The organism is Bacterioplanes sp. CLAM21 (genome assembly GCF_059641015.1).
In genome coordinates this window covers 813,997-839,742 of record NZ_CM184929.1, presented here as the reverse complement: position 1 = coordinate 839,742, position 25,746 = coordinate 813,997, and the positions used below count along the sequence as shown (strand labels likewise).

24 protein-coding genes are annotated in these 25,746 nt (G+C 51.4%); 12 read left to right on the top strand and 12 right to left on the bottom strand.

Annotated elements, in window-relative coordinates; translation table 11 throughout:
* Positions 1 to 35: 35 nt before the first annotated feature.
* Positions 36 to 581, bottom strand: a complete 546-nt coding sequence (locus AC55FS_RS04045) for a hypothetical protein (RefSeq protein ID WP_496934791.1) — start codon at positions 579 to 581, stop codon at positions 36 to 38.
* A gap of 267 nt (positions 582 to 848) precedes the next feature.
* On the opposite strand from AC55FS_RS04045, the gene AC55FS_RS04040 reads away from it, so the two are divergent.
* Both AC55FS_RS04040 and AC55FS_RS04035 read left to right on the top strand, forming a co-directional pair.
* Positions 849 to 2,663, top strand: coding sequence for a Na/Pi cotransporter family protein (locus tag AC55FS_RS04040; RefSeq protein WP_496934790.1), 1,815 nt, complete (start codon positions 849 to 851; stop codon positions 2,661 to 2,663).
* Positions 2,660 to 2,899, top strand: coding sequence for a hypothetical protein (locus AC55FS_RS04035; RefSeq protein ID WP_496934789.1), 240 nt, complete (start codon positions 2,660 to 2,662; stop codon positions 2,897 to 2,899). The genes AC55FS_RS04040 and AC55FS_RS04035 overlap by 4 nt, the downstream gene beginning before the upstream one ends.
* Positions 2,900 to 2,905: 6 nt before the next feature.
* Here AC55FS_RS04035 and AC55FS_RS04030 read toward each other — a convergent pair whose 3' ends face one another.
* Entirely contained in the window at positions 2,906 to 3,697 is a 792-nt protein-coding gene (locus AC55FS_RS04030) for a PhzF family phenazine biosynthesis protein (protein ID WP_496934788.1), read from the bottom strand.
* Positions 3,698 to 3,926: 229 nt separating this feature from the next.
* Positions 3,927 to 4,133: a hypothetical protein gene (locus AC55FS_RS04025; protein WP_496934787.1), complete on the bottom strand. Its 207-nt coding sequence runs from the start codon at positions 4,131 to 4,133 to the stop codon at positions 3,927 to 3,929.
* Positions 4,134 to 4,264: 131 nt separating this feature from the next.
* On the opposite strand from AC55FS_RS04025, the gene AC55FS_RS04020 reads away from it, so the two are divergent.
* A complete protein-coding gene (locus tag AC55FS_RS04020; protein WP_496934786.1) occupies positions 4,265 to 4,825 on the top strand; it encodes a TMEM165/GDT1 family protein in 561 nt (186 codons plus the stop codon).
* Here AC55FS_RS04020 and AC55FS_RS04015 read toward each other — a convergent pair.
* Positions 4,822 to 5,763, bottom strand: a complete 942-nt coding sequence (locus AC55FS_RS04015; RefSeq protein ID WP_496934785.1) for a helix-turn-helix domain-containing protein — start codon at positions 5,761 to 5,763, stop codon at positions 4,822 to 4,824. The genes AC55FS_RS04020 and AC55FS_RS04015 overlap by 4 nt on opposite strands.
* A 225-nt stretch (positions 5,764 to 5,988) precedes the next feature.
* On the opposite strand from AC55FS_RS04015, the gene AC55FS_RS04010 reads away from it, so the two are divergent.
* The 4 genes from AC55FS_RS04010 (at position 5,989) to mrtJ (ending at position 10,377) form a co-directional block, all read left to right on the top strand.
* Complete coding sequence (locus AC55FS_RS04010; RefSeq protein ID WP_496934784.1) at positions 5,989 to 7,431, top strand: ethanolamine ammonia-lyase subunit EutB; 1,443 nt, start codon at positions 5,989 to 5,991, stop codon at positions 7,429 to 7,431.
* Complete coding sequence (eutC, locus tag AC55FS_RS04005; RefSeq protein ID WP_496934783.1) at positions 7,424 to 8,314, top strand: ethanolamine ammonia-lyase subunit EutC; 891 nt, start codon at positions 7,424 to 7,426, stop codon at positions 8,312 to 8,314. The genes AC55FS_RS04010 and eutC overlap by 8 nt, the downstream gene beginning before the upstream one ends.
* A gap of 12 nt (positions 8,315 to 8,326) precedes the next feature.
* The gene (eat, locus tag AC55FS_RS04000; protein WP_496934782.1) at positions 8,327 to 9,760 is read left to right on the top strand and encodes an ethanolamine permease; all 1,434 of its coding nucleotides are present in this window, start codon (positions 8,327 to 8,329) and stop codon (positions 9,758 to 9,760) included.
* Between the two features lie 164 nt (positions 9,761 to 9,924).
* Positions 9,925 to 10,377 carry a JDVT-CTERM system glutamic-type intramembrane protease MrtJ gene (gene mrtJ / locus AC55FS_RS03995; protein ID WP_496934781.1) on the top strand — a complete coding sequence of 151 codons (453 nt, stop codon included), beginning with the start codon at positions 9,925 to 9,927 and terminating at the stop codon, positions 10,375 to 10,377.
* On the opposite strand, the gene AC55FS_RS03990 is transcribed toward mrtJ, so the two are convergent.
* Both AC55FS_RS03990 and AC55FS_RS03985 read right to left on the bottom strand, forming a co-directional pair.
* Positions 10,364 to 10,699, bottom strand: a complete 336-nt coding sequence (locus AC55FS_RS03990; protein ID WP_496934780.1) for a hypothetical protein — start codon at positions 10,697 to 10,699, stop codon at positions 10,364 to 10,366. The genes mrtJ and AC55FS_RS03990 overlap by 14 nt on opposite strands.
* Positions 10,696 to 12,912, bottom strand: a complete 2,217-nt coding sequence (locus AC55FS_RS03985; protein ID WP_496934779.1) for a S8 family serine peptidase — start codon at positions 12,910 to 12,912, stop codon at positions 10,696 to 10,698. Before AC55FS_RS03985 ends, AC55FS_RS03990 begins: the two co-directional genes overlap by 4 nt.
* A 322-nt stretch (positions 12,913 to 13,234) precedes the next feature.
* Between AC55FS_RS03985 and AC55FS_RS03980 the strand changes: the two genes are divergently transcribed.
* Positions 13,235 to 14,209, top strand: coding sequence for a GlxA family transcriptional regulator (locus AC55FS_RS03980; RefSeq protein ID WP_496934778.1), 975 nt, complete (start codon positions 13,235 to 13,237; stop codon positions 14,207 to 14,209).
* Positions 14,210 to 14,454: 245 nt separating this feature from the next.
* Here the strand turns inward: AC55FS_RS03980 and AC55FS_RS03975 are convergent, their stop codons facing one another.
* The 6 genes from AC55FS_RS03975 to AC55FS_RS03950 all read right to left on the bottom strand — a co-directional run bounded on the left by AC55FS_RS03975 (position 14,455) and on the right by AC55FS_RS03950 (position 20,494).
* Positions 14,455 to 15,303: a dienelactone hydrolase family protein gene (locus AC55FS_RS03975; protein WP_496934777.1), complete on the bottom strand. Its 849-nt coding sequence runs from the start codon at positions 15,301 to 15,303 to the stop codon at positions 14,455 to 14,457.
* Between the two features lie 19 nt (positions 15,304 to 15,322).
* Positions 15,323 to 16,516: an aminotransferase class I/II-fold pyridoxal phosphate-dependent enzyme gene (locus AC55FS_RS03970; RefSeq protein ID WP_496934776.1), complete on the bottom strand. Its 1,194-nt coding sequence runs from the start codon at positions 16,514 to 16,516 to the stop codon at positions 15,323 to 15,325.
* A gap of 187 nt (positions 16,517 to 16,703) precedes the next feature.
* Complete coding sequence (locus AC55FS_RS03965) at positions 16,704 to 17,936, bottom strand: MFS transporter (protein WP_496934775.1); 1,233 nt, start codon at positions 17,934 to 17,936, stop codon at positions 16,704 to 16,706.
* Positions 17,937 to 18,668 carry an iron-containing redox enzyme family protein gene (locus AC55FS_RS03960; protein ID WP_496934774.1) on the bottom strand — a complete coding sequence of 244 codons (732 nt, stop codon included), beginning with the start codon at positions 18,666 to 18,668 and terminating at the stop codon, positions 17,937 to 17,939. It abuts the gene before it with no gap.
* Between the two features lie 15 nt (positions 18,669 to 18,683).
* A complete protein-coding gene (locus tag AC55FS_RS03955; protein ID WP_496934773.1) occupies positions 18,684 to 19,265 on the bottom strand; it encodes a GNAT family N-acetyltransferase in 582 nt (193 codons plus the stop codon).
* 425 nt (positions 19,266 to 19,690) lie between these two features.
* Entirely contained in the window at positions 19,691 to 20,494 is an 804-nt protein-coding gene (locus tag AC55FS_RS03950; RefSeq protein WP_496934772.1) for an alpha/beta fold hydrolase, read from the bottom strand.
* Between the two features lie 264 nt (positions 20,495 to 20,758).
* Between AC55FS_RS03950 and AC55FS_RS03945 the strand changes: the two genes are divergently transcribed.
* From AC55FS_RS03945 to AC55FS_RS03930, 4 genes are all read left to right on the top strand, one after another.
* Complete coding sequence (locus AC55FS_RS03945) at positions 20,759 to 21,553, top strand: substrate-binding periplasmic protein (RefSeq protein ID WP_496934771.1); 795 nt, start codon at positions 20,759 to 20,761, stop codon at positions 21,551 to 21,553.
* 145 nt (positions 21,554 to 21,698) lie between these two features.
* Positions 21,699 to 23,237, top strand: coding sequence for a pyridoxal phosphate-dependent decarboxylase family protein (locus AC55FS_RS03940; RefSeq protein WP_496934770.1), 1,539 nt, complete (start codon positions 21,699 to 21,701; stop codon positions 23,235 to 23,237).
* Positions 23,234 to 24,562 (top strand): lysine N(6)-hydroxylase/L-ornithine N(5)-oxygenase family protein, encoded by a 1,329-nt coding sequence (locus AC55FS_RS03935; RefSeq protein WP_496934769.1) that lies wholly within the window; start codon positions 23,234 to 23,236, stop codon positions 24,560 to 24,562. The genes AC55FS_RS03940 and AC55FS_RS03935 overlap by 4 nt, the downstream gene beginning before the upstream one ends.
* Positions 24,559 to 25,740 (top strand): MFS transporter, encoded by a 1,182-nt coding sequence (locus tag AC55FS_RS03930; protein WP_496934768.1) that lies wholly within the window; start codon positions 24,559 to 24,561, stop codon positions 25,738 to 25,740. Before AC55FS_RS03935 ends, AC55FS_RS03930 begins: the two co-directional genes overlap by 4 nt.
* The last annotated feature ends 6 nt before the right edge of the window (positions 25,741 to 25,746 follow it).

Here is a 25,746-nt window from a genome sequence, read left to right as displayed (position 1 = left end):
GAGCTGAGAAACGGGAGTTCCCTACTCAGGAATGGCTAATAGCGCCACTGGGCGCTGATAAACACCTGGCTGAGCTGGCTGCGAAGCTCGTTATAACCATCGCGATCACGCCAGTTGATATAGCGGTACTGGTACTCCAGATCGACGGATGCTTGGCGCCACACCAGTAGCGGCACCCCAGCTCCGACCAGCAAACCCGCTCCATGACGAGCCAAACCATCGGCATAGTGCCAGCCAACCGCGGATTTGAAGTAGACGGGACGCGGTAAGCCCGCTGCTGGCAAATCCATCTTCAATCCCAGCTCTGCGCCGACCAGGCTGTCATTCACTTCGTCGACATTAAGCAAACGTGAGTAATTCAAGCTTGCTAAAGCATGAATACGCTCAGCCAGCGGCCAGTAGCGGCCGAGATAAGCACTATGGCCGTCACCGTCCACACGAATCGCCGTGCTGGCATTATCCGCTCGAATAGACGCTGAACCACTACCCAATGCCATGGTCCACTGCCCCTGTTGAGTATCAGCCTGGCAGATACATGCCAAGAACCCAGAAAACACCAACAAGTGACGCAATGCCGTCATAGTAACAACCTCGAACAATGGTTTTGGTTATAAAGGTAGCAGTCATTGTGATGATAAGTCAGCGACAGAGATCAGGTCACGTTGCTTGTTGCCGCAAAGCTTGATCCTTACCGTTTAACCGCCATAAAGCCTGTACTCCCTTCACTGGCGTATCAACGTTGCCAGCGACACCCATTGCCAATTTAACGGCAGGCAAGATAGACCTCTCCTGCAGCGATACGCTCGCCTTTAGATGGAAATCACCCCCGCAGCTCCTATATTAACGCTATGGATGCATTGAATCGCTGGGCCTTTCCGTTTGTTCTTACTGTGCTGGCTGTCGCCCTTTGGCGCAGCAGCGCCTTTCAAGAAATTGCTGCCGGTGTCGCTTTGTTTTTATTTGGCATGCTATCACTGGAGCGTGGTTTTAAAGCACTCAGTGGTGGCGTGTTACAACGCTGGCTGCAGCGCTGCACCGACACCACAGGTAAAGCATTAAGCGTCGGTGTCGTGGCGACTACCCTGATGCAATCCAGCTCGCTGGTGTCGATGCTCAGCATTTCTTTTATATCTGCAGGATTAATTCCTCTAACCGCCGGTCTTGGCATTGTGTTTGGTGCCAATTTGGGTACCACCACCGGCGCCTGGCTGATCGCCTTATACGGGCTGAAGATCAAATTATCGAGTTATGCGCTGCCGCTACTGGTGTTTGGTATTGCCTTGCAATTTCAACATCGGCGGCGCTGGCAAAGCCTGGGGCATATTCTCACCGGCATCGGTTTTATCTTTTTTGGCATTCATTTAACCAAACAGGGCTTTAGCGCCTATGAAAGCCTACTGCTACTCGACGGTATCAACAGTCAGCTGTGGCTATCGCGAGTTTTGTTTGTCGCCATTGGTATCTTGGCTACTGTCATTATGCAATCCAGCCATGCAACCTTGGTGCTTATTCTCACGGCACTGACCAATGGCCAAATCGACTATACAGCGGCCTTGGCCGTTGCTATTGGAGCCAACATTGGCACGACAGTAACGGCTATGGTGGGTGCTATGGGAGCCAATATGGCTGGCCGCCAACTAGCCGCCGGCCACGTTATTTTTAACCTGATTACCGGCATTTTAGCGTTACTGTTATTGCCTTGGCTGGTGGCGCTCACCGCATGGCTAGCCCATCAGCTGCAGCTCCCCCCCGACAGCGACACGTTAAAACTGGCCCTGTTTCATACCCTGTTTAATGTCATTGGCATAGCACTGATGACACCCTGGCTCGCAACGTTAGCCAAACTGCTGCAGCGCTGGCTGGTGGCCGGCGAAACCGACATTAAAAAACCCCGCTATTTAAACGATGCCGCTCTCGCTTCTCCTGCGTCGGCTTTGCACGTTAGCCAACGAGAGACCTTGCGTTTGTATCGCTTTTGCCGCGATACCATGATTCATGCCCTGGGCTGGCGCAGCAGTGATTTTCGTTTGCAGCACAGCCTGATCAATCTCGATACCGCCGATGACATTGAGCAACAGCATCAGCACCTGCTGCAGGCTTACCAACATAGGCTTAAGCCCGTCTACAGCTCGATTGTCGAGTTTCTGATTCGCGCTCGCAGCCAAGCAGGTTTTAAGCAAGAAGAACAACTGCGCCGCACCCGAGTCGCGGGCTTTCACTTATTAGAAGCCATTAAAGGGGTGAAGCATCTACTCGATAATCTGGTGCTGTATCTACACCAAGGCCCTGTTGCCATGACCGCCAGTTACCACAGCTTGCGCACCCAAATAGCCGCTACACTGGCGCTGCTCGACCAAACACTAGAGCTCGGCGATAGCGACGATATTGAGCTGGCTTTGCAACGTCATCATTTACAACTACAGCGTTTTAGCGACGACTACGATCAGCAATTGGAACAGTTGATTCAGCAACGACAGATCACAGCCGTTATGGCCACGTCACTAATGACCGACAAAAGCTATTGCTTGCATGTCTGCAAACGCCTGTTAACCGCCGCTGAATACTTATTGGTGCCTGCCAGTCATGACGACCCGGATTGGTCGTTAAGCGACGAAGACTATCGTCAGTTAGCCAGCGATGTACGTGAAGAGGGCAGCGGATGAAATTTAGTAAGCTGATGAAGCAAGTGCAGACGCTGTTTGACCACCCAGAACGCCAACGCCAGCAACAGCGTAAGGCACTGAAACATTGCTTGAAAAAACTGCGGCAAAAGCAAAAAAATCTGGAAGAGAAGTTGGCCCAGGAGCCAGACAGCAACGACCAGCAAGAACTGCGCGACAAAATAGCGCTGCTCAAGCAGCAGCGCCGCAAACTTATCCAGGCTTTAGCCGCCGATTAAGCTCGGTCAGCACGGAACCCAAATTGTGCCTTGTAAATAATCCTGCGCCTGCCCTAGCAACACAACTCGCTCGCCAGCCACCTGACACTGCACCGTACCGCCGCGTTCAGATAGCTGCTGTGCCAGCAAATGGGGTTTATTTAAATGCTCGGCCCAAAATGGCGCGGTCTGACAGTGAGCAGAGCCCGTTACCGGATCTTCATTCACTTTTAACTTGGGAAAAAAGCAGCGGCTAACGAAATCGCACTCATCCCCCACAGCGGTCACCACCACTCCGCGCTTATCGAGCCCCATCCACAGATTGAAGTCTGGAGTTAATGCACGCAGTTGGGCTTCATTGTCTAACACCACCACATAATCAAATCCGGCCAACACAGCTTTTGGCTCCGCCCCGAGCCCTTGCAATAAAGCGTTTGGTGCCTCACAAGCCACTGGCATTGTCGCCGGGAAATCCATGGCGTAACCTTCGGTTGTCGCTGTCACGTTGAGCTCACCGCTGCGGGTAAAAAATCGCAACGTTGACTGATTGGCAGCCAAGTGCCGGTGCAACACATGGGCGGCTGCCAAGGTGGCATGACCACATAGACCAACTTCCGCCTCTGGGGTCATCCAGCGCAGCTCATAGCCTTGCTCTACGGCGACGACAAAGGCGGTTTCCGACAAATTATTTTCGCTGGCAATCGCCTGCAACAAATCATCCGCCAGCCACTGCTGTAAAACACATACGGCGGCAGGATTGCCAGAAAATACCTGCTCAGCAAAGGCATCCACTTGATACAGGGTAATTGCTTGTTTCATGTTTATCTCCTATTTGGGCCCGTTAACACTATTCAGCTCTTTACTGCTGGACGTCAGTTTTTCTTGAGTGAGGCATGAAGCGTGTGGTTTAACGGGTTAAATGAGCAACGAATAACGCGACTCAGGGAAAAACGGACTCCAGCCTTTCGGGATATGGCTGACAACCCCTCAATCTGTGTTGTTCATCCTTCATTTAACTTGTTAAACATCACTGTTCGCGCCTTACTTCTCATAACAGCGTGATCGAAATAGTGTTAACAGGCCCTAACAAATCCATCATCCATGTTTTGCGCTCTAATACCAGCATTGGCAGGCTGTACAGCCCCTTTGCTGCAGTACTGTATTGTTGCAGCAAAGCCAGACTGCTATGATCAGCGCCGTCTTGGGGGAGTAGCCCGCTGTACCGGTGCATACCGGTCGGTTCACTGGTCAACATAGTCAGGCAACAGCCTGTGGTCAGTGAGTATGAACACCTTCATATCGGCGAGACCTAAGGCAAATCCCCACTCCAATTGGCGGGAGGTGGGCATTTGCCTTTGGTTATGATTCCCGCCTGGATTGTCTTTTATGGAAGCATTACTGACCTCCATCCTCACCGTCACCCTGGCGGAAATGGGCGATAAAACCCAATTATTGTCTTTGCTGCTGGCTGCTCGCTTTGCCAACAAGCCTGCGATTATTGCTGGTATTTTATTAGCCACCTTACTCAACCATGCAGCCTCAGCCTGGCTCGGTAGCTGGCTGGCACATTGGCTTAATTCCCATTGGTTTGACTGGTTGTTAGCCGCCAGCTTTATTGGCCTGGGGTTATGGCTATTGATACCGGATAAGGACGAAGAGGTCAGCCGCCGCTTTGATCATTTGGGTGCCTTTGTGGTTGCGACTGTGCTATTTTTTTTGGCAGAAATTGGCGATAAAACCCAGGTCGCCACCGTATTGTTGGCGGCGCAATTTCAATCCTTGTTGTGGGTGACCTTAGGCACGACGCTGGGCATGCTGATCGCAAATGTGCCCGTCGTTTATCTGGGCGATCATTTACTAAAGCGTTTGCCCATGAGCCATCTGCACCGGGTGGCCAGTGTGCTGTTTATTGCCGTGGGGATTTGGGTGTTGCTGTCGGCCGTTTAACTGGGCCAACGCGCTAAGGTTGCCGATGGGCTTTCGCCAAACAGCTGTTTGTAATCGCGGGCAAACTGGCCGCCGTGCCAGAAGCCCCACTCCCCAGCCACCCGGCTGATGCTGACATCCTCGCAGGGTGTGGTTCGAGTTAGCACTCGGCGCACACCATTTAAGCGACTGGTGCGTAAAAAGCGCAGCGGACTGATGCCTAAAATGCTGTCAAAGCTGTATTGTAAGGTACGACGGCTAACATGGGTCAGCTGGCACAATTCGGTGATTGTCACGGGTGCGTGTTGATTAGCCTCCAGATACGCCTGTACACGCTCGACTACCGCTTTGCGACGACCATAACTCGTATGCCTGCGCTCCGTTACCGGCTGTTGCTGCAGCACTTCCAGCGCTGTGTTCAGCAGCAACTCTTGCTGCAAACGTCCACCCACCCCGGTATGCATCGGCGTCAGCCAGCGCTGTAGCATGTAACGCAGCGCATTGAGCCGTTGTGGATGCCACTGTTTACGCGGCTTAAGCCAAGCGCTTGGGTCCAAGGCTATGCCTTGCGCATCGGCCACCTGCTGCAATGCCGCTTGACTGATCACCAGTCCATAGATATCAAACTCGGCTGGCGTAATCAGCTCAAAGTCACACTGCCCCGGGCGTACCATCAGCTGATCAGGCTGGACTTCTAAGCCGTTAATCCGGCACTGCTGCTCCCCCACGGTGAACCCTAGCCACACAGAATCCGGCCAGACATTACAGTGTTGATGCAGCGCCTGGCTGGTGTGCTCAGTGAAAATCTGCAGTTGCCCTAGGGCCACTTCATCAATGCGGCCAAAAAACTGGCCATCGCTAAGCTGATCGTACTGCTGCCGCCAGTTGCGTAAATTGTCTGCGTGCAAATCAGCATCCGTTGCTTCGCTTCTGCACAGTGCTGGTGCGTTACTGCTCATTAAGGGTGCTACCTCTGGTATCAGCCTCAGCCCATTGCCCTATCCCGTACTCCTCCAACACACAGAAACCATACATAACTATTTGTTTTATATGGTTTTTTTGATGTTTGCCGATTTTTGATATGGCTTCGGTACGACCTTCGCTGGTGCTGAGTAATCGCTCATTGCTACAGAAGCATGCTGCTACGCAAGTTCTGTTCCTGAGCCCAGCAGGCAGGAAACACCATGCACAAGACCTATCGCTACCGTCTTGGTAGCAAAACCTATGAATTCAGACATTTGGCTGAGTTGATGGCCCGCGCCACCCCGGCTCGATCAGGTGATCGTTTGGCTGGGGTCATGGCCCAGTCAGCCGAAGAGCGCGTGGTTGCGCAAATGACCTTGGCTGAGGTGCCACTGAAAAATTTTCTCAATGAAGCTCTGATTCCCTATGAGCAAGATGAAGTCACCCGCCTGATTATCGACGAGCACAATGCTGAAGCCTTTGCACCCATTGCTCATTTAACCGTGGGTGATTTTCGCAACTGGCTGTTATCAGACCATGCCAGTCCTGAACGCCTTGAACACATACGCGCCGGCGTCACACCGGAAATGGCGGCCGCCGTCAGCAAAATCATGCGCAATCAGGATTTAATTCTGGTGGCACAGAAATGCCACGTCACCACCGCCTTTCGTAACCGCATTGGCTTGCCTGGTCGATTATCTACACGACTACAGCCCAATCACCCGACCGATGATATTAACGGCATTGCCGCCAGCATTCTCGATGGCCTGCTATACGGCAATGGTGATGCGGTGATTGGGATTAACCCGGCCACTGACAATGTGCCCCAGGCGACACGCTTGTTAACGCTGATGGACGAAGTCATTCAGCGCTACGACATCCCGACTCAGTCGTGCGTGCTCACTCATGTCACCAACACCTTGGAGTGCATTGAACAAGGCGCCCCGGTTGATCTGGTATTTCAGTCGATTGGTGGCACCGAAGCCACCAACAGCAGCTTTGGTTTTAACCTGGCCACCCTGGCCGAGGCCGAAGCCGCGGCCCAATCTCTGGGGCGCGGTACGGTGGGCAATAACGTGATGTATTTTGAAACCGGCCAAGGCAGCTCGTTGTCAGCCAATGCCCACCACGGTCTTGATCAGCAAACCTGTGAAGTGCGCGCCTACGCCGTGGCACGCAAATTTAACCCGTTACTGGTGAATACCGTGGTCGGTTTTATTGGCCCGGAGTATTTATTCGACGGCAAAGAAATTATCCGTGCCGGCCTAGAAGATCATTTTTGCGCCAAATTATTGGGGCTGCCCATGGGTTGTGACGTCTGTTACACCAACCATGCCGAAGCCGATCAAAACGATATGGATAACCTGCTGACTCTGCTCGGCACCGCCGGTTGCTCTTTCGTGATGGGCATCCCGGGCTCCGACGACATTATGCTCAATTATCAAACCACTTCCTTTCATGATGCCCTGTACGCCCGTCGTGTACTTGGTTTGGGCGCAGCACCTGAATTTGAGCACTGGCTGGAGCGCATGCAGATCATGAAAAACGCCCCTGGTGCCAGCTTGAGCGATGCCTTACCACCAGCCTTTGCCGATTCTCTGCAAGCGCTGCCAGCGAACTCTGATGGCAGCGCCAATAACGACCAGGAGGCTCAGCATGGTTGATCAACCTGAACAGCAAGCTTGGCAGGGAGTGGTAGATAACCCCTGGCGCCGTCTACGACAGTTTACCGCCGCCCGCATCGGCTTGGGTCGCAGCGGCGTCAGCCTGCCCACCTCAGAAATGTTGGCTTTTCAGTTGGCCCACGCTCAAGCCCGCGATGCGGTGCATACCGCTTTGGATACCTCAAATTTGAGCCAACAGTTGGAGCAGTTGAGCGCGCAACAGCCGCTGTTGAACGACGAGCCACCCTTGCACATGCACAGCCAAGCAGTAGACCGTATGACCTACTTGCAGCGGCCGGATTTGGGCCGCCGCTTAGATGACGCGTCACGGACGTTACTGCAACAACAGCAACCCATTGCCGAGCAGCCCTATGACCTGGCGCTGGTGATTGCCGATGGCTTATCAGCCACCGCCATTGCTCATAATGCCGTGCCGTTTATCGACGCACTGGCACAGCAATTAGCCGACGATGCCCAATCCTGGTCGCTGGCGCCCATCACCCTAGTGCAGCAAGGTCGTGTCGCCATTAGCGATGATGTCGGTGAGTTACTCAATGCACGTATGGTGCTGATGCTGATTGGCGAGAGGCCAGGCTTAAGTTCGCCCGACAGCCTTGGCTTGTATTTAACCTATGCGCCGAAACCTGGGCTAACCGATGCGCGCCGCAACTGCATTTCCAATGTCAGACCGGAAGGGTTGAGCTATGCCTTAGCCGCAGAAAAAGCGGCTTATTTATTGCGTGAAGCACGCAGGCTGCAAATCTCCGGCGTCGATTTAAAAGACCGCAGCGGTGCGATCGAAGCACACAGCGCCGATTCGATTGACCATAACAACAATAACTCCACGCCCAACCTGGGCACAGCTAATAACTTTTTATTGTGAGAGGACGGATCTATGTCGCACACGCATCATGAATACCTGGCACAACGCCAGCTCAAACGTGGCAGCGCAGGCTGGATATTGTTAGCCGGCTTGGGCGTTTCTTATGTGATTTCTGGTGACTTTGCTGGTTGGAATTTTGGCATTGCCCAAGCTGGCTGGGGCGGTTTTGCCATCGCCGCAGTGTTAATGGCGACTATGTATTTCACCCTGGTGTTATCGCTGGCTGAAATGTCGGCCGCCATTCCCGCCGCCGGTGGCGGTTACAGCTTTGCTCGCCAAGCCATGGGCCCTGCCGGAGGTTTTTTAACCGGCTTGGCGGTATTGATTGAATATGCGTTAGCACCAGCCGCCATTGTCATTTTTATTGGCTCTGCCGTTGAAGCCCTTATTGGCGTTAATGGCCCCTGGGTTTACGCCGCTTTTTATTTGGTATTTGTCGGTATTCACTTAGCCGGTGTCGGTGAAGCCCTTAAAGTCATGATGGTGATTTCTGGCTTAGCGGTATTGGCCATTGTCGCCACCGGTGCTGCGCTGCTACCACACTTTGACAGTGCCAATTTAATGGATATTAACGCCACCAACGGCAGTGAGTTTTTGCCATTAGGCTGGTACGGCGTGTGGGCCGCGTTACCCTTTGCCATGTGGTTATTTTTAGCCGTCGAAGGTGTGCCACTGGCGGCTGAAGAATCAAAAGATCCAGCCAAAGATGTGCCCAAAGGCATTATCGGCGCCATGATATTTTTGCTGTTTACCGCAGCTCTGGTGGTGGTATTGATTCCAGGAGCCGCCGGCGCTAGCGCCATGAGCGATAGTGCGGTGCCATTGGTCGACGCGCTGAATGCCATCGGTGCCAGTCAGTTAGCGACCTTTGTTAACCTACTGGGCCTCGCCGGTTTAATCGCTTCATTTTTCTCCATTATTTATGGTTACAGCCGCTTGGTTTTTGCCTTATCTCGGGCCGGCTATTTACCCAAAGCGCTATCGGTCACAACGGCTCGCAAAGTCCCTGCCCGTGCGTTAATAGTGCCAGCTGTATTGGGTTTTATTGCCTCTTTGAGTGGTGAGGGAGATTTAATGCTGGCGATGGCTGTGGTCGGAGCAACGGTATCTTATGCGCTGATGGCGCTAAGCCATATTTTATTACGCCGTCATCAGCCAGAATTAGCACGCCCCTATAAAACTCCAGGTGGAGTCGTGACCTCAGGCATCGCGCTGTTATTGTCGCTGGTGGCATTAACCGGTGTATATGCCTTTGATCCACGTGCTTTTTGGTACACGGCGATATTATTTGCCATCGGTGCGGCATACTATTTTGCTTACAGTAAGAACCATTTAGTAGCAAAAACTGCTGATGAAGAGTTTGCCATGCTGGCAGCGGCAGAAGCCGATCTCAATCAGGACGACGATCAGCAACAAGAGACGGCAGCAGCAACACAGACAGCCTAAAGGTCAGTCGGTATTCAGCCACTGAGGCTGAATACCGCTGCTATATCCAGCCACACCACCCCTTTCCTAGCAGTATTCGCGGCAACAACCATTGCTCCCTTTACTGATACCATGGTGGCTTAGTTTCAGACGGTTGGAGAGCGGCTCTCCCTCAGAGCTGCGAGATGGATAACATGCATCAGCACAGACAATGGTTTTCTGACCCTGTTTTTTGGCTGGCCGTGGTGGCAGCCGTGCCAATCTGGATCCTGATATGGATGTATGGGCAAGTGCAACCTGATGCGATATGGATCATTCAAAACCCAGAAACGGCAGTATCAGTATTGATGCTATGGCCTTGGGCGGAAGAACTGGTTTTTCGCGGATTTATTCAGACGAATTTGCGGCGCAGCTGCCCCACACGATCCAGGCTAAGCCACGCCAATGTTATTTCCAGTGTGTTATTCACGCTGGCACATTGGCTGTTAAACCCGACTTGGCTAGCAGCTTTGGTATTTTTTCCATCACTGCTATTTGGCGCTCTGCGCGAGCGCCATGGCACAACAACCAGCCCAATATTGCTGCACATCTTTTACAACTTGGGCTGGTTTTTGCTGTTTCCGCCTATTGGCGTTTAGGGCGCATGCGGGAAGCTTCTATTTGCTGCACAAACGGCAACGCCGCGACAGCTTTCAGCTGCTCTGGTGTGATAGAAGCACTGACCACAGGTCCTGTGACAGCGCCCAATACCACCCCGAGGTCACGCAACTGCTGCAATTGCTCAGCCGTAGCCATGTTGGATAAACGCAACAATACTGGCTGGCGCTCAGCATTACTGTCTTTGGCCATGCGCTGCACCTCGGGCTGAATTTTATCTTGTCCTAACGGCTGCCCAGCACAACCATGTAGCGAGCCCAATAACAGCGCTGTGAGAATAGCGACATAAGGCCGTTGTTTCATGCCGCCTCTCCTATAATACGGCGGCGATACCCAACAGCGAGTGCCGACAAAATGACAATCAATGGCAAGGTTGGATCGACGCTGCCATTGGCGACCGCCAAACTGCAGCCGCCACCGCCGCCACTAGACTTACGACCTCCGGTATCCGTATCAGGGTTGCCTGTATCTGGTTTTGGTTCTTCGACATCAGGCTCGCTGGCATTCACCGCCTGATCGACGGCCAACACGCCATAGCCCCAGGTGTAATCAGGCTGTGCTGGTGTTAGTACACTGGCACTGAACTCGGGCAACTGCGCCGGAGTAAAATCAGTCCGTTTAGTATTACCTAACAAACGAGCACGCAATTGGGTTGCTGTTTCAGTCGGGAAAGATTGCCATAACAGGGCTGCTGCTCCAGCAACATGCGGCGATGCCATACTGGTACCAGAGAAAGCCACGTATTGCCCGCTGGGTGTTATCTCTTCTGGATAGTCGCTATGATCGTAATCATGGGCTTTGGCGGCCATAATGTATGAGCCAGGAGCCGTAATTTCTGGTTTCATAACGGCCGGGCACTTGCTCAAATCGCTACAATTACGTCGCGGGCCACGGCTACTGAATGTCGAAATATCATTTACGGCACCGGTACCATAGCCGTCTGCGTCAATATCATATGGGCCAACACCGCTTTCCCAAGCGTAGTTGGTGTTATAACTGGCTACACCAATAACGTGAGTGGCACTGGCAGTATCTGTCAGGATCTGGCTGGTGACCCCGGTCAAGCCCGCTATTTCAACTCCCCCTGCCTGTTCTCCAGTGACCACATCAAACTGACTACCAGTACTCGCCTCCAATGCTGTTAGAGTCAATTGCCAAGTGCCAGTTACCAGCGGCTGAGAGTCGCCTTTGGCGATATAAATACCTATATCGCGGTCACCGTTACTACTGTTTATATTACCAGCGTACATTTCGACGTAACCACAGCCCATTTCCTCAAACCACTCTGCCACGGAGCCGCCTGCGACAGATGCATCTAACGGAGGAATATTGCCACAGTCTTCAGGTCCAACGAGTGTCACGCGATAACGACTATTGCCCGAGTACCATACTTCGATAACACCCTCTTCCAGTCCATCTGGTACTTCAAGCTCGATGGTCTTTGACTGTCCAACCGCTAGCTCACCGCCAAGTCGAATTGCTGCATCACCTTCATTACCGGCAGAACCCACCACTAACAAGCCGTCGTTAACGACAAAAGAATCTAGCGCCTGTTCAAACACTGAGGTTCCATCGCGAGCGCCGTAATAAGAGCCCAAGCTCAAGTTAACGACAGCTTTCTTATTATGTGCTTTGGCCTGATCACGGATAAAAGCAATACCGTCGATGACAGTGTCGGTGCCTGCAGCAACATCAATACCATCGCCTAAGGCATTCACCAATACCAGATCGGCTTCCGGTGCCATACCTACATGCTGATAAGCATATCCTTCGCTGTCTGCGCCATTGCCGGCAGCAATGCTGACGACATGGGTACCATGGCCACCATCACTTGGTTGATTACAAGCCGTCACCGCTTCGCCAGCTTCTGCTTGAGCAATAGCGCTATTAATCATCGCTGCGGTACAGACGCCACCGTAGCTAAACCCTGACGGAGCGCTGCCCACAGCATCGTCGCGTTGATTCCATAACGCCAGAATACGAGTGGTACCGTCAGTATGACGCAAGGACGGATGGCGAAAGTCGAAACCGTCATCCACTACACCAACAATCACGCCTTTACCAGTCAAGCCTTGCCATTGTGGTGCCGTACCAGTACGCAGTGTATTTGTCCCTGTTGCCGCCACGCTGTGGTTCAAACGGCTAGGCAGGGGCCGCGATGCTTCCAATCGTTCCACAACGGGTAAAGAAGCGGCTGCTTTTATCTTCGAGCGCAATATACGTGCGGATAAAAACCGTCCCGTCTGAGAGCGAACCTGCACCCCCGCAGACGACAATTGTTGGATAGCCGCAGTAACATCAGCTCCTGCAGTGAGCTGAATCAATACTGATATCGCTCGCTCTTTGCTGATCTGCCGTGGAGTGCGATCTGCACCACGAATAGTTTTTTCTGCCTGATAGTGGGCAGACTCGCGTGCCAGCTTAGAGTCAAGTTTATTGTCATTAGCCTGAGCAGCCACTGGGAATGCGCCAACCAGCAGGCCACTCAAAAGAAAGGTTGTGATTTTGGATGTCATCCGTTTGCATCTCCACGGAGGCTTGTGCTGCTCACACATTTGGCATCAACCAAGATCCGCCAAATACAACACAAGTAAGGTAAGAACAGAGTCTTTATGACGTTAGCAGCGTCAGAAAAATTTACATCTCTCTGATGATGAAGACCATAAGACTATTGTTATGTTATCGGATCGGCCTTAACCGCAGGTGAACCAAGCGTTAATCCGATCCTACCAGTGCAACGCGTTACACTGTCGTGCGGTCATAGACACAGGTCTGAATCGACCCTGGGACCACTTTTATGGTACATAGCGTGCTGAAGTCACCCATTAAGGACCCTAGGTGTCTAGAGCGAACGCTTTTCCGGTGTATTTCCTGATCAATCAGCAAACCCACCTGCTGGATATGGCTGGCCCGTGCCAAGCCTTTCATGAAGCCAGTGAACGAACCGGTCAGTTTGACCTGCATTACATCAGTTTTGATACCGATGCCAGCTGTCATCAGGGCTTAACCTTGAGCAACCTGCAACGGCCACCGGCTCAGCTACCCGCCGACGCCATTGTAGTGGTATGCGCGTCAAAATATCAGCCTAGTGTTTATACCGACGAGAGCTCAGAGAAAAGTGCACAATGGCTGCGTACTGCACCACGTCAGGACACTCTGATTCTTGGCATCTGTACCGGGACTTTTTTGTTGGGTAAGGCAGGTTTGCTCGATCACAGACAGTGCACCACCCACCACAGCTTAACTGCAGAGCTGTCGTGCCAATATCCTAAAGCACAGGTCATCGCCGATCGCATTTATCTGCAAGATCGCAACCTGTTTACCAGCGCAGGCGTCACCGCAGGCATTGATTTATGTTTGTCACTGATTGAGCAATTGAGCAGCGGTCATTGCGCCACCGAAGTGGCTCGTGAATTAGTCGTACACCGCCGTCGAATGGCCAACGATCCACAATTGTCGCTGCATGTCCGCTATCGCAATCACGTCAGTCCGCTGATTCATGCGGTGCAAGATCACATTGCTCAACACTACCGTCAGCGTCTCAGCACCGCCGAGGTCAGCGATCATTTTCGTGTATCGCAACGCCATTTACAGCGCTTGTTTAAGGATTACACCGGCGTCACCATGAAGGAGTACATCACTCGTATCCGTCTGGAAGAAGCCAAAAATTTGCTCGACGATTGCCAAACCGTCGAGCAAGCAGCGTATCTGAGTGGGTTTTCCCAAGCTTCGACCTTTCGCGCAGCCTGGAAAAAATACCTGGGAGGTTTGCCTGGCGAATGTCGCCAGGGCTCGGGGCCTAGGGCCTGTTAACACTATTTCGATCACGCTGTTATGAGCTGAAAACTCCTCAATCAAGGCGCACAGAGGGATGTTTAACGAGTTAAATGAAGGATGAGCAACACAGATTGAGGGGTTTTCAGCCATACCCCGAAGGGCTGCAGTCCGTTTTTCCCTGAGTCGCGTTATTCGTTGCTTATTGAACCCGTTAAACCACGCTCCTCATGCCTCAAAAAACGGACTTACAGCAGCAAACAGCTAAATAGTGTTAACAGACCCTAGTTCAACCGTTGAATAAAGAAGTCGGTTGCTTTAATTGCAGCATGCCAGGCAGATAAAGGGCTGTAGCGGATCGGCACATAACCACCGGCACCACGAAACGCGTAGGGGTCGAAGAATTCGCTGGACACCCTAGGTAGCTCAAACCCGTGGGTTGCAAAGGGTAACGACAGCAGTTCAACTTGCTGCTGATCAGATGCTGGCAGGCTGTTAATTAAGTCCTGACAATCGTTAGGTGCATCATATAGGTCTTGTTCGCCAGCAATAATTAACAGTGCTTTATCGTCGCTAATCTCGGTGAAATCGTAGCCAGGTACCTTATTGTAAGCCCAGCAAACCGGGTAATTGGCCACCATGGCCTTGAGCGGCTGAGCCTGTGATGTTTGTTCCGTGGCCATTAACATAGCCACCACCCCACCCCAGGAAAAGCCGATTAGACCAATATTGTCGCCATCGATACGTTCATCCCGTTGCAAAAATGCCAGCGCCGCATAGATATCGGGCAAAGTTTCACGCACATGATTAGGGCGAGACAATCCACCTTGCAGGCCTCGCGCGGCCCACATATCCAGCTCTAGCGTGGCAAACCCAGCGTTAGTTAATGCCTGGCTATAAAAGCTGCCACGCTCATCCACACCACCAGAACCGTGCACCACAATGACGGCTGGCACTGGCTGTTCAGATTTAGGCACAGACAATTGAGCAGCAACCGTTATAGATTCCTGCTCGCCGAGTTCACTCGTGAAAGCAACAAAATTCACCTTGGTATCGGCATGACGATCTTGGGCCAGGGCATCTGATGTCACCATCGCCAGGAGTAACAGGGCACAGCTCTTGAACAACCGCATGGTCTTTTCCTTATCGTTATTAACACACCAATGTGGTGCTTTCTAATGGCTCATTGGCGACCATCATCGCCTGCTGCAGATCCTCAATGATATCGGTTGGACTTTCCAGCCCTACGCATAAACGAACTAAATTATCAGTAATGCCATGGCGTTGCTTTTCTTCCACGGTATAGCGCCCATGAGTCGTGGTCGCTGGGTGGGTAATCATGGTTTTGGCATCGCCGATATTGGTACAGCGAGATACCAGTTTAAGGGCATCTATAAAGCGCCAAGCATGGGCCTTATCGCCATGTAACTTAATGGTGATTATCGGTGAATGGCCGGTCTGCTGGCGTTGAATAACATCGCGATTGGGATGATCAGCCGCCAAGGTTGAATACACTTGTTCTACATCCGCTTGCTGACGCAGCCAAGCATATACATGGCGGGCATTGTGCTCGTGCAGGTTCATTCGCGCCTGTAAGGTTTCAATACCTTTGCTAAATACCCAGGCATTGAAGGGGCTCATGCAGATACCAGATGCCCGTAAATAGGCGCGCAAGGGTTTGATCAAGTCCATTCGACCGACAATAGCGCCACCCACACAACGGCCCTGACCGTCGAGAAACTTGCCCGCACTGTGCAGCACCAAATCGGCACCCCATAGCAACGGCTGCTGAAATACCGGTGTCAGTAAGGTGTTATCTACCAGCAATACGACATTATTCTGCTTCGCCAAGGTCGATAAGTGCACCAAATCGGCAACACCCATCATAGGATTGGTCGGTGACTCCACCACCATCAACTTAGTGTTAGGGCGCATTTCTTGTTGCCAGCCATGGTAATCATCAACCTGCACCGACGTCGCGCTGATACCAAACTGACCAAAGTACTGGCGAAACAAGTGCGTGGTGGTGCCAAAAATACCGCTGGCCAGCAGCACATGATCGCCTTGTTTTAAAAAGGTCATAGCGACGGCCATATAAGCAGCCATACCCGACGCAACGCCAATGGCTGCTTCGCCACCTTCCAGCGCCGCCAGTTTGTTTTCAAACATCTCCACCGAAGGATTAGTAAAACGGCTATAGACATTGCCGGGCTTTTCACCACTAAACCTTGCCTGGGCGTCGGCAGCGGAATGAAAATCGTAAGCAGAGGTTAAGGCAATGCTTTCGGCATGGCTGTCATCTAAATAGACGGGCGCGGAGTGTATTGCCCTAGTCGTATTATCCATAAGAAATTCTCCTGAGTTCAAAAATTATAAGCACACTAACCCATCATCCATGGCATATGGATTAATAATAAGTACATAGGATTATTCAATGATCAGGCCAAGATCAGCTGCTACAGATGAGCCTGTCATTGGTTTTTCGTGCTAGGGGCAGCCTCACGCCAGATTGCGTAAGGCATCAGGAAGTTCCTCAGATAGGTTGCTGCTGCGCTGCTAGATGAGAGCGTTTTTGCCAGCCATGCAGCAATAACCCAGTGACCGCAGAAAAGCCGCAAAACAGTGCGACAGCTACTGTCACGCCCTGATAATCACCACTCAAGTCGAAGGCAACACCACCTGACCATACCGTAATAAACACCGCAATTTGATGAATAGTGAACAACAGACCAAACAGCTTGCCTTTAATCTTATCGCCATACAGATCCAGACAAAGCATTGAGGTAATAATCACAGTGCCCATGTAGGTCAGACCAAATAGCACAGCAAAGCCCCAAAACATCCAAGCCGATTCGGTTTGTACAATCATGAACATAGCTAACGCTCGAATGCCATATAGAGCTGCCAAAAACAGTCCAGGTTTGAAGTAGCGCAGCAGCCAGCCCACCACAAAGGCACCAATTAATTCCGCTGCTCCCAATACGCTCAAAGTCGACGCCATGATCTCAGTTTTCAGCGTATTCGTTTCTAGCACCTGCTGCATCATAGGCACCAAATGTACATCGATGTACGCCATGGATGCTCCGCAGCCGGCAAACGATATTGCCAACAATAAAAATGCCGGCTTTAACAGCTCATCACGCATCCTGTCATTAACTGCAAATTCCGCCGCAGGCGCTGCTTTTATTGCTGGCAGCATACGCTGCAAGGTCAACACGGCCGGTACCACCAATACAGCAAATACAGCGGCAATTAATAAGCACACTTGAGCCCAAGACATAAATTCGTTGAGCCACACCCAAAGAGGTGACAGCAACATAAAGCCTATCGCTGTTCCATTGGTGATGGCGGCAAAAGCCATGCCTTTATTTTCGTGGGTGAAGACCCGATCGACCAATAACCCAAGAGGCACAAAAGTCATCGCTGCCAGAGCATAAGCCGCTAATAAGCCATATAGCAGTAAAAACAACGGGAACCACTGCACATAGGCTAAACCGGCAAATACCAAGGCGGTGCAAACGGCACCAGATAAAATGGTATGGATAGCACCAAAGCGATCACATACCCAACCCACCAGAGGTGACACCAATCCAATGGACAAACCAAACACTGCGCCGGTTAGGGCGAAATGGCCACGGCCAATATCAAATTGCTCCACCAAATCGACAAAATAGACCTGATAGCTGCCTTTAATGGCCGATGCCAAAAAAGTGACCAGAATGCCGACGGCAATCACCAGACCGAGTTGAGTACGCGTCAATTGCATTTAGGCAGGCTCCGCTGTTGCATCCAGTGCATGCAGACCAAAGTGGTGGTATATCCCTTGGTACATGTTGTAGAACAGCTGACACGTATGATCGATGGCATCGATCGCCTGCTGCTGCATTTCCGCCGTAGTGCACAAATCAGCCAGATACGCCAGGCCTTGCTTAACATGACCAACGTCTTCTTTTTGATGCACCGAAAAGAACAACAGATCCTTATCCTTAAGGTCGTAGACTTTGCTAAGAATATTGTGACGCGCCTCTTCGCCCACTGTCTCAAGGTTCTGGCCTTCACTGGCAACCAGCACCGCTGCCGCTCCGACATGACGCCGTTCAGGGTCTTTCACCGCCTGCAAGCGATAGTCAATCAGTTCTTGCGTTGCCGGCAATGGCTCAGCGGCTTCACGTTCCTGTTCAGAAATACCCAGTGCCTTAATAAAGTCCTGCATCAATACCACATGGTTCTTAGTGCCTGACAAAGCGCCGGTTTCTTCTTCATACAGGTTGTGCAGCAAAATGGTTTTATGCTTTTGCAAAGGGCAATAAAAAAAGATGTGTTCGATATAGGTCAGAAAGTGCTTGGTTAACTGATATCCCTGCAAGGTGGTGAACTTCAGCAACTCGGTATTGGGCGCATCTTCATTAAGCAGATGTTTAAACAACGGATTCGCCAGAGTTAGATGCTTATCTAAGGTGGCCCGCATTGCCTGTTTAAATTCATTTTTTTCTAACATTGTAATCTCCATGAGCTAGCCAACCGATTCGGCAAACTGTTCGACCATGCCAAACTGTTGCATCAGTGCTTCGGTGGTAATGCTCATGTAATAGCCAGCGTAACTTTTGCCAGCATAACGAGAGTAGTCATTGAGGATGCCGTAGGTTTTGAAACCAATTGCTTTCCACAGGTGATGGGCAGGCGAGCCGCCGCGAACATCCAAAGTCAAAACATCGACCTTGTTCGCTTCGGCAACCTTGGCAATCTGCAACATGGCCTGTGGCAACAACCCACTACCGCGTAAATCAGGGCGAATAAAACCCTTCTGCAGATCGTAAATATGACGCGTAGTATCCTGCCGACTGCCTTTCAGCATGCAACACAAGCACACGTCACCCAGGGCATCCACTGCCACTAGGATTTTCAACACCCCTTCGTCCAATTGGGCACACAAATCGCGACGCCAGCCATCTGCCTGGGCATCACTAAGCGGCTCGGCCAAACCGAGGATCGCTTCATCCGACGAGCTTAACTCCAGCAGATACACCAGTGATGAAAACACTCGTTCTAGCTGCTCTGGTCGCTCGATCAATTGAAAAGTGGGGTATGACTCCATCTGTTATTCGCTCATTCTACGTTACCGCACCATCCTCGACGAAAGTATGAGTTTTCAAAAGTCCGTTTAGCGACACAATCAGCAAAAAAAAGCGCCATGGCGTTCATCGGCCAGCTATCACGGGGCCTGATCATGGCCAGTCAGGAGCCTAGAAAGTCCTCAGAGGTGGCATAGAATTCAAATAAACTGCGTGCCAGTGGCCGTTCTATCCATCACAGCGGCGCCACCACGCAGACACCCAAGCCAACGGCAAAGCAGGCGTTGGCTATTAAATAAACAAACGACAAAGCGGACACTGTGTGACCGTCAGTAAAAAAAGCGACAGTTCTCATTGCTTGCAGCACAACAATGGAACGGACAGGCAAGACACAAAGCAGGGGCCGAGTCATAGCGAGAAGGCGAGCCCCAAACCGCTCACACGGAGATCAATCGGCGGCACTAAAAAATGCCAGCATATGCTGATTAAATGCTTCTGGCGCATCGACATTGCTTAAATGGGCAGAATCAGCAATGACTACACACTGCCCCTGAGGTGTTGATTTCGCCATGGTCTGGCTGACAATGGGAGCTGACATCTGATCGTTTTCCCCAGCCATGAACAATACCGGGCAAGCAATATTGGCCAGATCGGCCGTCGCGTTAAATCCGACTAAACCCTCGGCCACATAAGCAAGAGAGTCACCACAATGTTGCGCGGCTTGAGCCATCCACGCCTGGTGGGTTATCAGCCCTTGAGACGATTGACGAAAGCGCGCAGACAGCAACTGTGGCCACATAAACTGAAGCCGTTTAACAGGCCCACCGGGCTGTTGTAGTTCAGCGATCCAGTTACGGGCCATGGAACGAGCCACCGGACCATCAAACTCGGAAAAACTATTGGCAATGACGGCCTGCTTAACTTGCTCTGGCGCCATCTTGAGCATCCCTTGCAACACCATGCCACCTAACGACACCCCCACCACTCGCACCTGAGATAACTGCAGATGATCCAACAAGGCCAATGCATCCTGAGCCAACTGCTCCACCGTGATCGACTGCTGTAATGTTGACGAAGCGCCATGGCCAGCATGGTCCGGGATAATCACTCGGTAACCGGCGCCGACCAACGCTTGCAACTGGGCAGCAAAAGCACGCCCTGAGTTGGTGATGCCATGCAGGAGCAGCACTGGCTGCCCTGCTCCGATGTCGTAAAAAAAGATCTGCCGCTCACCGCGCTGTAGGTAAGGCATTTTTGCTCTCCCTGAATCATGAATTAACGATGCCTATGAATGCACCATTATCTTCATATAAAGATAACTGCAAAATATCTTCGCGTGAAGATATTTTTTTGTGAAAGCAGCCTTTCTAGCGACACAAGCGACGGCTCGCAATGTCAAAAACGACATAAAACACAGTAAATAGCCGCACCAGCTACGCTAACAGGAGCGCGTTATAGTGATCGAAATCTGAAGGAGCGCGTACAACTCTAGTGTTTGGTCATAAAAGGCGAATGCATGCGAGCCACAGCCTGGATCCTGCTTTTCACCATCAGCACTGCCATGGCTGGGCAGCCCTGGTCGCTGACTATTTACACCGAACATTACCCACCGATGAATTACCTGAATGAGCAGGGTCAGCCTGCCGGTGTCGTCTACGAGGTGGTGGTACATGCGCTGCGCCAGCTGCAACGCCCAGATTTGATTGAACAGATTCGTTTTGTGCCTTGGGCGCGTGGTTATCACGAAACCCGCTATACGCCGAATACCATGCTGTTTTCCATCATCCGAACCCCGCAGCGTGAGCCTCATTTTATTTGGCTGGGGCCAGTCTATAAGCAGGACAACTATTATTTAATTGGCCGCCGCAGTCTATTTGGCAAACTGACTAATCCCATTACAGCCGAGGATCTAGCCGCCTTTACCATAGGCGTTATACGCCAGGATTATGGTCAGCAGGCGATAGAGCAACATCCGGTACTGAGCCAGGCACAGCGAGAGATCGTTAATACTCCGGCCCAGGCGGCACAGATGTTAATTGCCGAACGTATCGATTTGATGGCCTACAGCAACCACGCAACCGAACATGCGTTAGTGCAGGCCGGAGCCAATCTGGATGAGTTTTTTGCGGGCTATCGCTTGGCCGTCGATGTGCCGTTATACCTGGCTTTTCAGCCACAAACCGACCCACAGATCATTGTTCAGTTCGAGCAAGCACTGGAGCAGGTTTTACAGGTCAACCCTGAGACTGGCAACACCCTAGTGGACGAACTAGATAGCCATTACCGCAGCAGATTGCATTCAACGCCCTGATTCCAAAAGCCCCCAAATGCCCTACCGCAGTCCATTTGCAGACGTTTAACAAAGCTCATCTTGCACCAAATTGTTAATTGAAATGCGAATCACTCTCACTAAAATCCCTGCCACTATCTTCTGACCACTGAGTGAGAAACCCGCCATGCTGAGCTCTGCCCTGCCTATTTCTGCACTACCCAACGCAGACACAGACCCTCGCCAATACTTGTTTTCCGATACCACGCTTGAGGCTTACCAAAGCAGTGTCAGCGAAGCCGTGCAGCGTGTTTGCCAGCAACTGACCCAGCAAAAAGCACCCTGTTCGGGTGTCTCGCCAACGACGCTGCAACAGCAGTTGCAACAACTGGATCTCAATCAACCACTGGCCGGTTTGCCACAAGCCTTAGATGAGCTGCACAGCCTTTATTTAAAGGATGCGGTGTATTTTCATCATCCAGCCTATATGGCCCATTTAAATTGCCCTATTGTTTACCCGGCTTTAGTCGCCGAAGTGATCAGCAGTGCTATTAATACGTCGGTTGATACCTGGGATCAAAGTGCAGGAGCCACACTGATTGAGCAATCCTTAGTCGACTGGTTTTGCCAGCGTATTGGTTGGCGTGAGCAAGCCGACGGAATTTTCACCAGTGGCGGTACCCAATCGAACTTAATGGCCTTGTTGTTGGCACGCGATCATTTTTGCGAGCAAACGCTCGATCATTGTGTCAAAACCCAAGGTTTGCCAGCCGGCTTTGATCGACTGCGTATCTTTGCCTCCGAAGTCAGTCACTTCAGCGTGAAAAAATCCGCGGCGTTGCTTGGCCTAGGCCATAACGCCGTGATTCCCGTAGCCTGCGACGATCAATTCCGCATGAGTGCACAAGCTCTATCAGATGCCATGCAGCAATGCCATCAGCAAGGGCTTATTCCAATGGCGGTGGTGGCGACTCAGGGAACCACAGACTTTGGCAGTTTTGATCCGTTACCCGAGCTGGCGCCCATTTGCCGCGACTGGGGCGTGTGGTTGCATGCCGATGCTGCCTACGGTGGTGGTTTGTTGTTATCTCAGCAATATCGTCAACGTCTGGCTGGCTTACACTTGGCCGACTCAGTAACGGTTGATTTTCACAAATCATTTTTTCAACCAGTGAGCTGCAGCGCCTTTTTATTGCGCGATCGCCACTGGTTAAAATATGCAGGCTATCACGCCGATTACCTCAACCCACGTATCGATGCCGCTGCCGGTATTCCTAATTTGGTCGATAAAAGCTTGCAAACCACCCGCCGCTTTGATGCTTTAAAGCTGTGGTTAAGTTTACGTTTAATGGGTCCGGCCGCTATTGGCGAATTATTTGACCAAGCCATTAGCTTAACAACCAATGCCCATCAGTGGATTCAACAACACTGCGCTGATATTGAGCTGTTACACCAACCCGAGCTCAGTACCCTAGTGTTTCGTTTTATTGATCAAAAGGCTAATGCCAAGCAACTAGACGACTGCAATCGTTATATCCGTCGCCAGTTATTTGACCAAGGGCTATTTGCACTTGCGGCCACCAAGGTTAAAGGCCATGGCTATTTAAAGTTCACTTTACTCAATGCCAATACCGAACTGGAACAAATAAAGGCTGCGGTTCAAGCGGTGCAACGTACTGGCCAACACTATTTGCAAAACTTGCTGGCAGAGGAGGCCTGCGCATGAACACGGTTTACGATTATATTGGTATCGGCTTAGGCCCATTCAACCTGAGCCTAGCTTGCTTGCTGCAGCCACTCGACAAGGTTAATGGCATTTTTCTCGATCAACGCAGCGAATTTAACTGGCACCCAGGATTAATGCTAGATGGTGTTCACCTACAAACACCCTTTATGTCAGATCTAGTGACCCTAGCCGATCCAACGCATCCGCTGAGTTTTTTAAATTACGCCAAACAGCAAGGAAAACTCTACTCCTTTTATATTCGTGAGGACTTTTTCCTACTACGACGTGAATATAATCAGTACTGCCGCTGGGCAATATCACACTTAGATAACGTTGCCTTTAATAGGCGCGTCACGCGGGTTGAGTATCTCGAAGGCGAACAATGCTATCTGGTCAGCGTAGATCAGTTACAGAACGACAAGGTGGTAGATACGCAACAACTGAAGACTAAAAAACTCATTATCGGAACCGGCCCTGCGCCTTATTGGCCAGCCAATAGCCAACCCTCACAGCGCTGCAGTCACGCCAGTGACTACTTAACCCGCAAGGAGTCGATCCAAAAGGCCAAGCGTATCACCTTGGTTGGTGGTGGCCAAAGTGCTGCTGAAATCTATTACGATCTATTGCAAGACATTCATCAATACGGCTACGAGCTGCACTGGCTGACCCGGTCGGCACGCTTTTTCCCGCTGGAGTACAGCAAGCTAACGCTGGAAATGACCTCGCCAGAGTACGTCGACTATTTTCATGCGCTGCCGCCGACACAGCGCGATGAACTGATTCAAAAGCAAAAAAATCTGTATAAAGGCATTAACCAGGACTTAATTAACGATATTTTTGATCTTTTATACCAGCTTAAACTGGAACAGCCCGTCGCCACCAAGCTGCTGACCCATGCACGATTAGATCAAGTATTTGAAAGCGAACAGAAGCTGCGTATCCGCTGCCAACACACGGAGCTAAACCAGGCCTTTGAAGTCGATACCGAGCAGCTGATTTTAGCCACCGGTTATGAGCGACAATGGCCGCAGTTTTTACAACCCGTTCACCACCGCATTCGCTGGGATCAGCAAGGGCGGCCCGACGTCCAGCGTAACTACAGCATAGATAGCAATGGTGGCGAGCTGTTTGTACAAAATCTGGAGCTGGCTAGCCACGGTTTTGTTACTCCTGATTTGGGCATGGCCTGTTACCGCAACAGCTGGCTGGTACGAGCCATTACCGGGGTCGAGCATTACCCAATTGAGAAAAAAATCGCTTTCCAAGACTTTACCATTCCCACGGAGTGGCAGATAACCTCCCAAGCAACGGAGTGCACGGTGTGAGCCTACGCTCGGCATTAATTTTATTAACACTGGTATCGGTGACTGCCGATACCATGATTTTGCCGTTTTATCCGCAGTTTTTTTCCCAGGCATTTGATGTCCATGAGCAAGCCCATGTTGGCTACTACCTGGCCGCCTGCTGCCTAACAGTGATGTTGTCATTCCCGTTGTGGGCGCGTTTGGCTCGCCACATACATGAGCTGCCACTGTGGGTGGTGACTCAAACCTTAGCCGGTGCGCTAGGGGTGGCCTGTTATTTTTCCACTTCATTGTGGCAGTTTTGGCTACTGTCGCAGCTAATGCTGTGCCTTAAAGCCTCCTATTTATTAATTTACCCCTACGTTCTACGTCTAGAGCAAGGCAATCAACAGCTCAGCTTAATTGGCTTGTTTGCCGTATTAATGCAGCTAGGCGGCATTCTTGGTGCCGTAGTTGGCGGCGCACTGTTAGAGTATTTTTCACCACGCAGTCTGTATTTATGGATGGCAGCCAGTGATGCTCTGCAAGTGTTGGTCTGTGGCTATTTAATGTGGCAAACCCGTCAGGGCTGGCGTACCGATATTAAGCCCAGTAGCGAGAGAAAACGAGGCTGGACTCCACATATCGTCCGCCTAGGTTTATTGGCCATGCTGTTTTATTGCGCCGCCTTTTTTATCCGGCCGTTTTTCACCCCCTATTGGCAAGCGTTACACGGCGATAGCTGGCTAGCGTCTGTCAGTGTTAGTGGTTGGATTTTCGCATTGCCCGGCTGGGTCGCGCTATTAGGGCTATGGGTTAACCATAGACGTCCACCCAATGATGATCACTCACGCGTATTACTGTTGGCCATGCTTTATGGCGCCGCAGGCTTATGGTTACAAGCCAGCGCCAATACCGAGCTGATGGTGATCGGTCGACTGATCTACGCCTGGGCTTTATTTCAAATCACAGTGCGACTGGAATTGTGGTTATTTGCCCACAGTGAGCCGGAGTTTTATGGCCAAGACTTCAGCAAATTGCACTTGCTGCAAAATGTCGGCGTCATCGCCGCGTCCATGAGCGTCGGTCATTGGGTCGACGCCTACGGCGCCGCCACCACCTTCCTGTTTTCTGCCTGCGGGTTGTTGCTGTGTGCTGTCTATTTATATGGCTGGCGCAAACGCAGTGCTCTCTCGCCGCAGCCATCCCATTCTATCTAACGAGGT

Bases quoted from the DNA above. Each gene is read 5' to 3' on its own strand.
- AC55FS_RS04045 (WP_496934791.1), bottom strand. From the start codon at position 581: ATGACGGCATTGCGTCACTTGTTGGTGTTTTCTGGGTTCTTGGCATGT.
- AC55FS_RS04040 (WP_496934790.1), top strand. From the start codon at position 849: ATGGATGCATTGAATCGCTGGGCCTTTCCGTTTGTTCTTACTGTGCTG.
- AC55FS_RS04035 (WP_496934789.1), top strand. From the start codon at position 2,660: ATGAAATTTAGTAAGCTGATGAAGCAAGTGCAGACGCTGTTTGACCAC.
- AC55FS_RS04030 (WP_496934788.1), bottom strand. From the start codon at position 3,697: ATGAAACAAGCAATTACCCTGTATCAAGTGGATGCCTTTGCTGAGCAG.
- AC55FS_RS04025 (WP_496934787.1), bottom strand. From the start codon at position 4,133: ATGTTGACCAGTGAACCGACCGGTATGCACCGGTACAGCGGGCTACTC.
- AC55FS_RS04020 (WP_496934786.1), top strand. From the start codon at position 4,265: ATGGAAGCATTACTGACCTCCATCCTCACCGTCACCCTGGCGGAAATG.
- AC55FS_RS04015 (WP_496934785.1), bottom strand. From the start codon at position 5,763: ATGAGCAGTAACGCACCAGCACTGTGCAGAAGCGAAGCAACGGATGCT.
- AC55FS_RS04010 (WP_496934784.1), top strand. From the start codon at position 5,989: ATGCACAAGACCTATCGCTACCGTCTTGGTAGCAAAACCTATGAATTC.
- eutC (WP_496934783.1), top strand. From the start codon at position 7,424: ATGGTTGATCAACCTGAACAGCAAGCTTGGCAGGGAGTGGTAGATAAC.
- eat (WP_496934782.1), top strand. From the start codon at position 8,327: ATGTCGCACACGCATCATGAATACCTGGCACAACGCCAGCTCAAACGT.
- mrtJ (WP_496934781.1), top strand. From the start codon at position 9,925: ATGGATAACATGCATCAGCACAGACAATGGTTTTCTGACCCTGTTTTT.
- AC55FS_RS03990 (WP_496934780.1), bottom strand. From the start codon at position 10,699: ATGAAACAACGGCCTTATGTCGCTATTCTCACAGCGCTGTTATTGGGC.
- AC55FS_RS03985 (WP_496934779.1), bottom strand. From the start codon at position 12,912: ATGACATCCAAAATCACAACCTTTCTTTTGAGTGGCCTGCTGGTTGGC.
- AC55FS_RS03975 (WP_496934777.1), bottom strand. From the start codon at position 15,303: ATGCGGTTGTTCAAGAGCTGTGCCCTGTTACTCCTGGCGATGGTGACA.
- AC55FS_RS03970 (WP_496934776.1), bottom strand. From the start codon at position 16,516: ATGGATAATACGACTAGGGCAATACACTCCGCGCCCGTCTATTTAGAT.
- AC55FS_RS03965 (WP_496934775.1), bottom strand. From the start codon at position 17,936: ATGCAATTGACGCGTACTCAACTCGGTCTGGTGATTGCCGTCGGCATT.
- AC55FS_RS03960 (WP_496934774.1), bottom strand. From the start codon at position 18,668: ATGTTAGAAAAAAATGAATTTAAACAGGCAATGCGGGCCACCTTAGAT.
- AC55FS_RS03955 (WP_496934773.1), bottom strand. From the start codon at position 19,265: ATGGAGTCATACCCCACTTTTCAATTGATCGAGCGACCAGAGCAGCTA.
- AC55FS_RS03950 (WP_496934772.1), bottom strand. From the start codon at position 20,494: ATGCCTTACCTACAGCGCGGTGAGCGGCAGATCTTTTTTTACGACATC.
- AC55FS_RS03945 (WP_496934771.1), top strand. From the start codon at position 20,759: ATGCGAGCCACAGCCTGGATCCTGCTTTTCACCATCAGCACTGCCATG.
- AC55FS_RS03940 (WP_496934770.1), top strand. From the start codon at position 21,699: ATGCTGAGCTCTGCCCTGCCTATTTCTGCACTACCCAACGCAGACACA.
- AC55FS_RS03935 (WP_496934769.1), top strand. From the start codon at position 23,234: ATGAACACGGTTTACGATTATATTGGTATCGGCTTAGGCCCATTCAAC.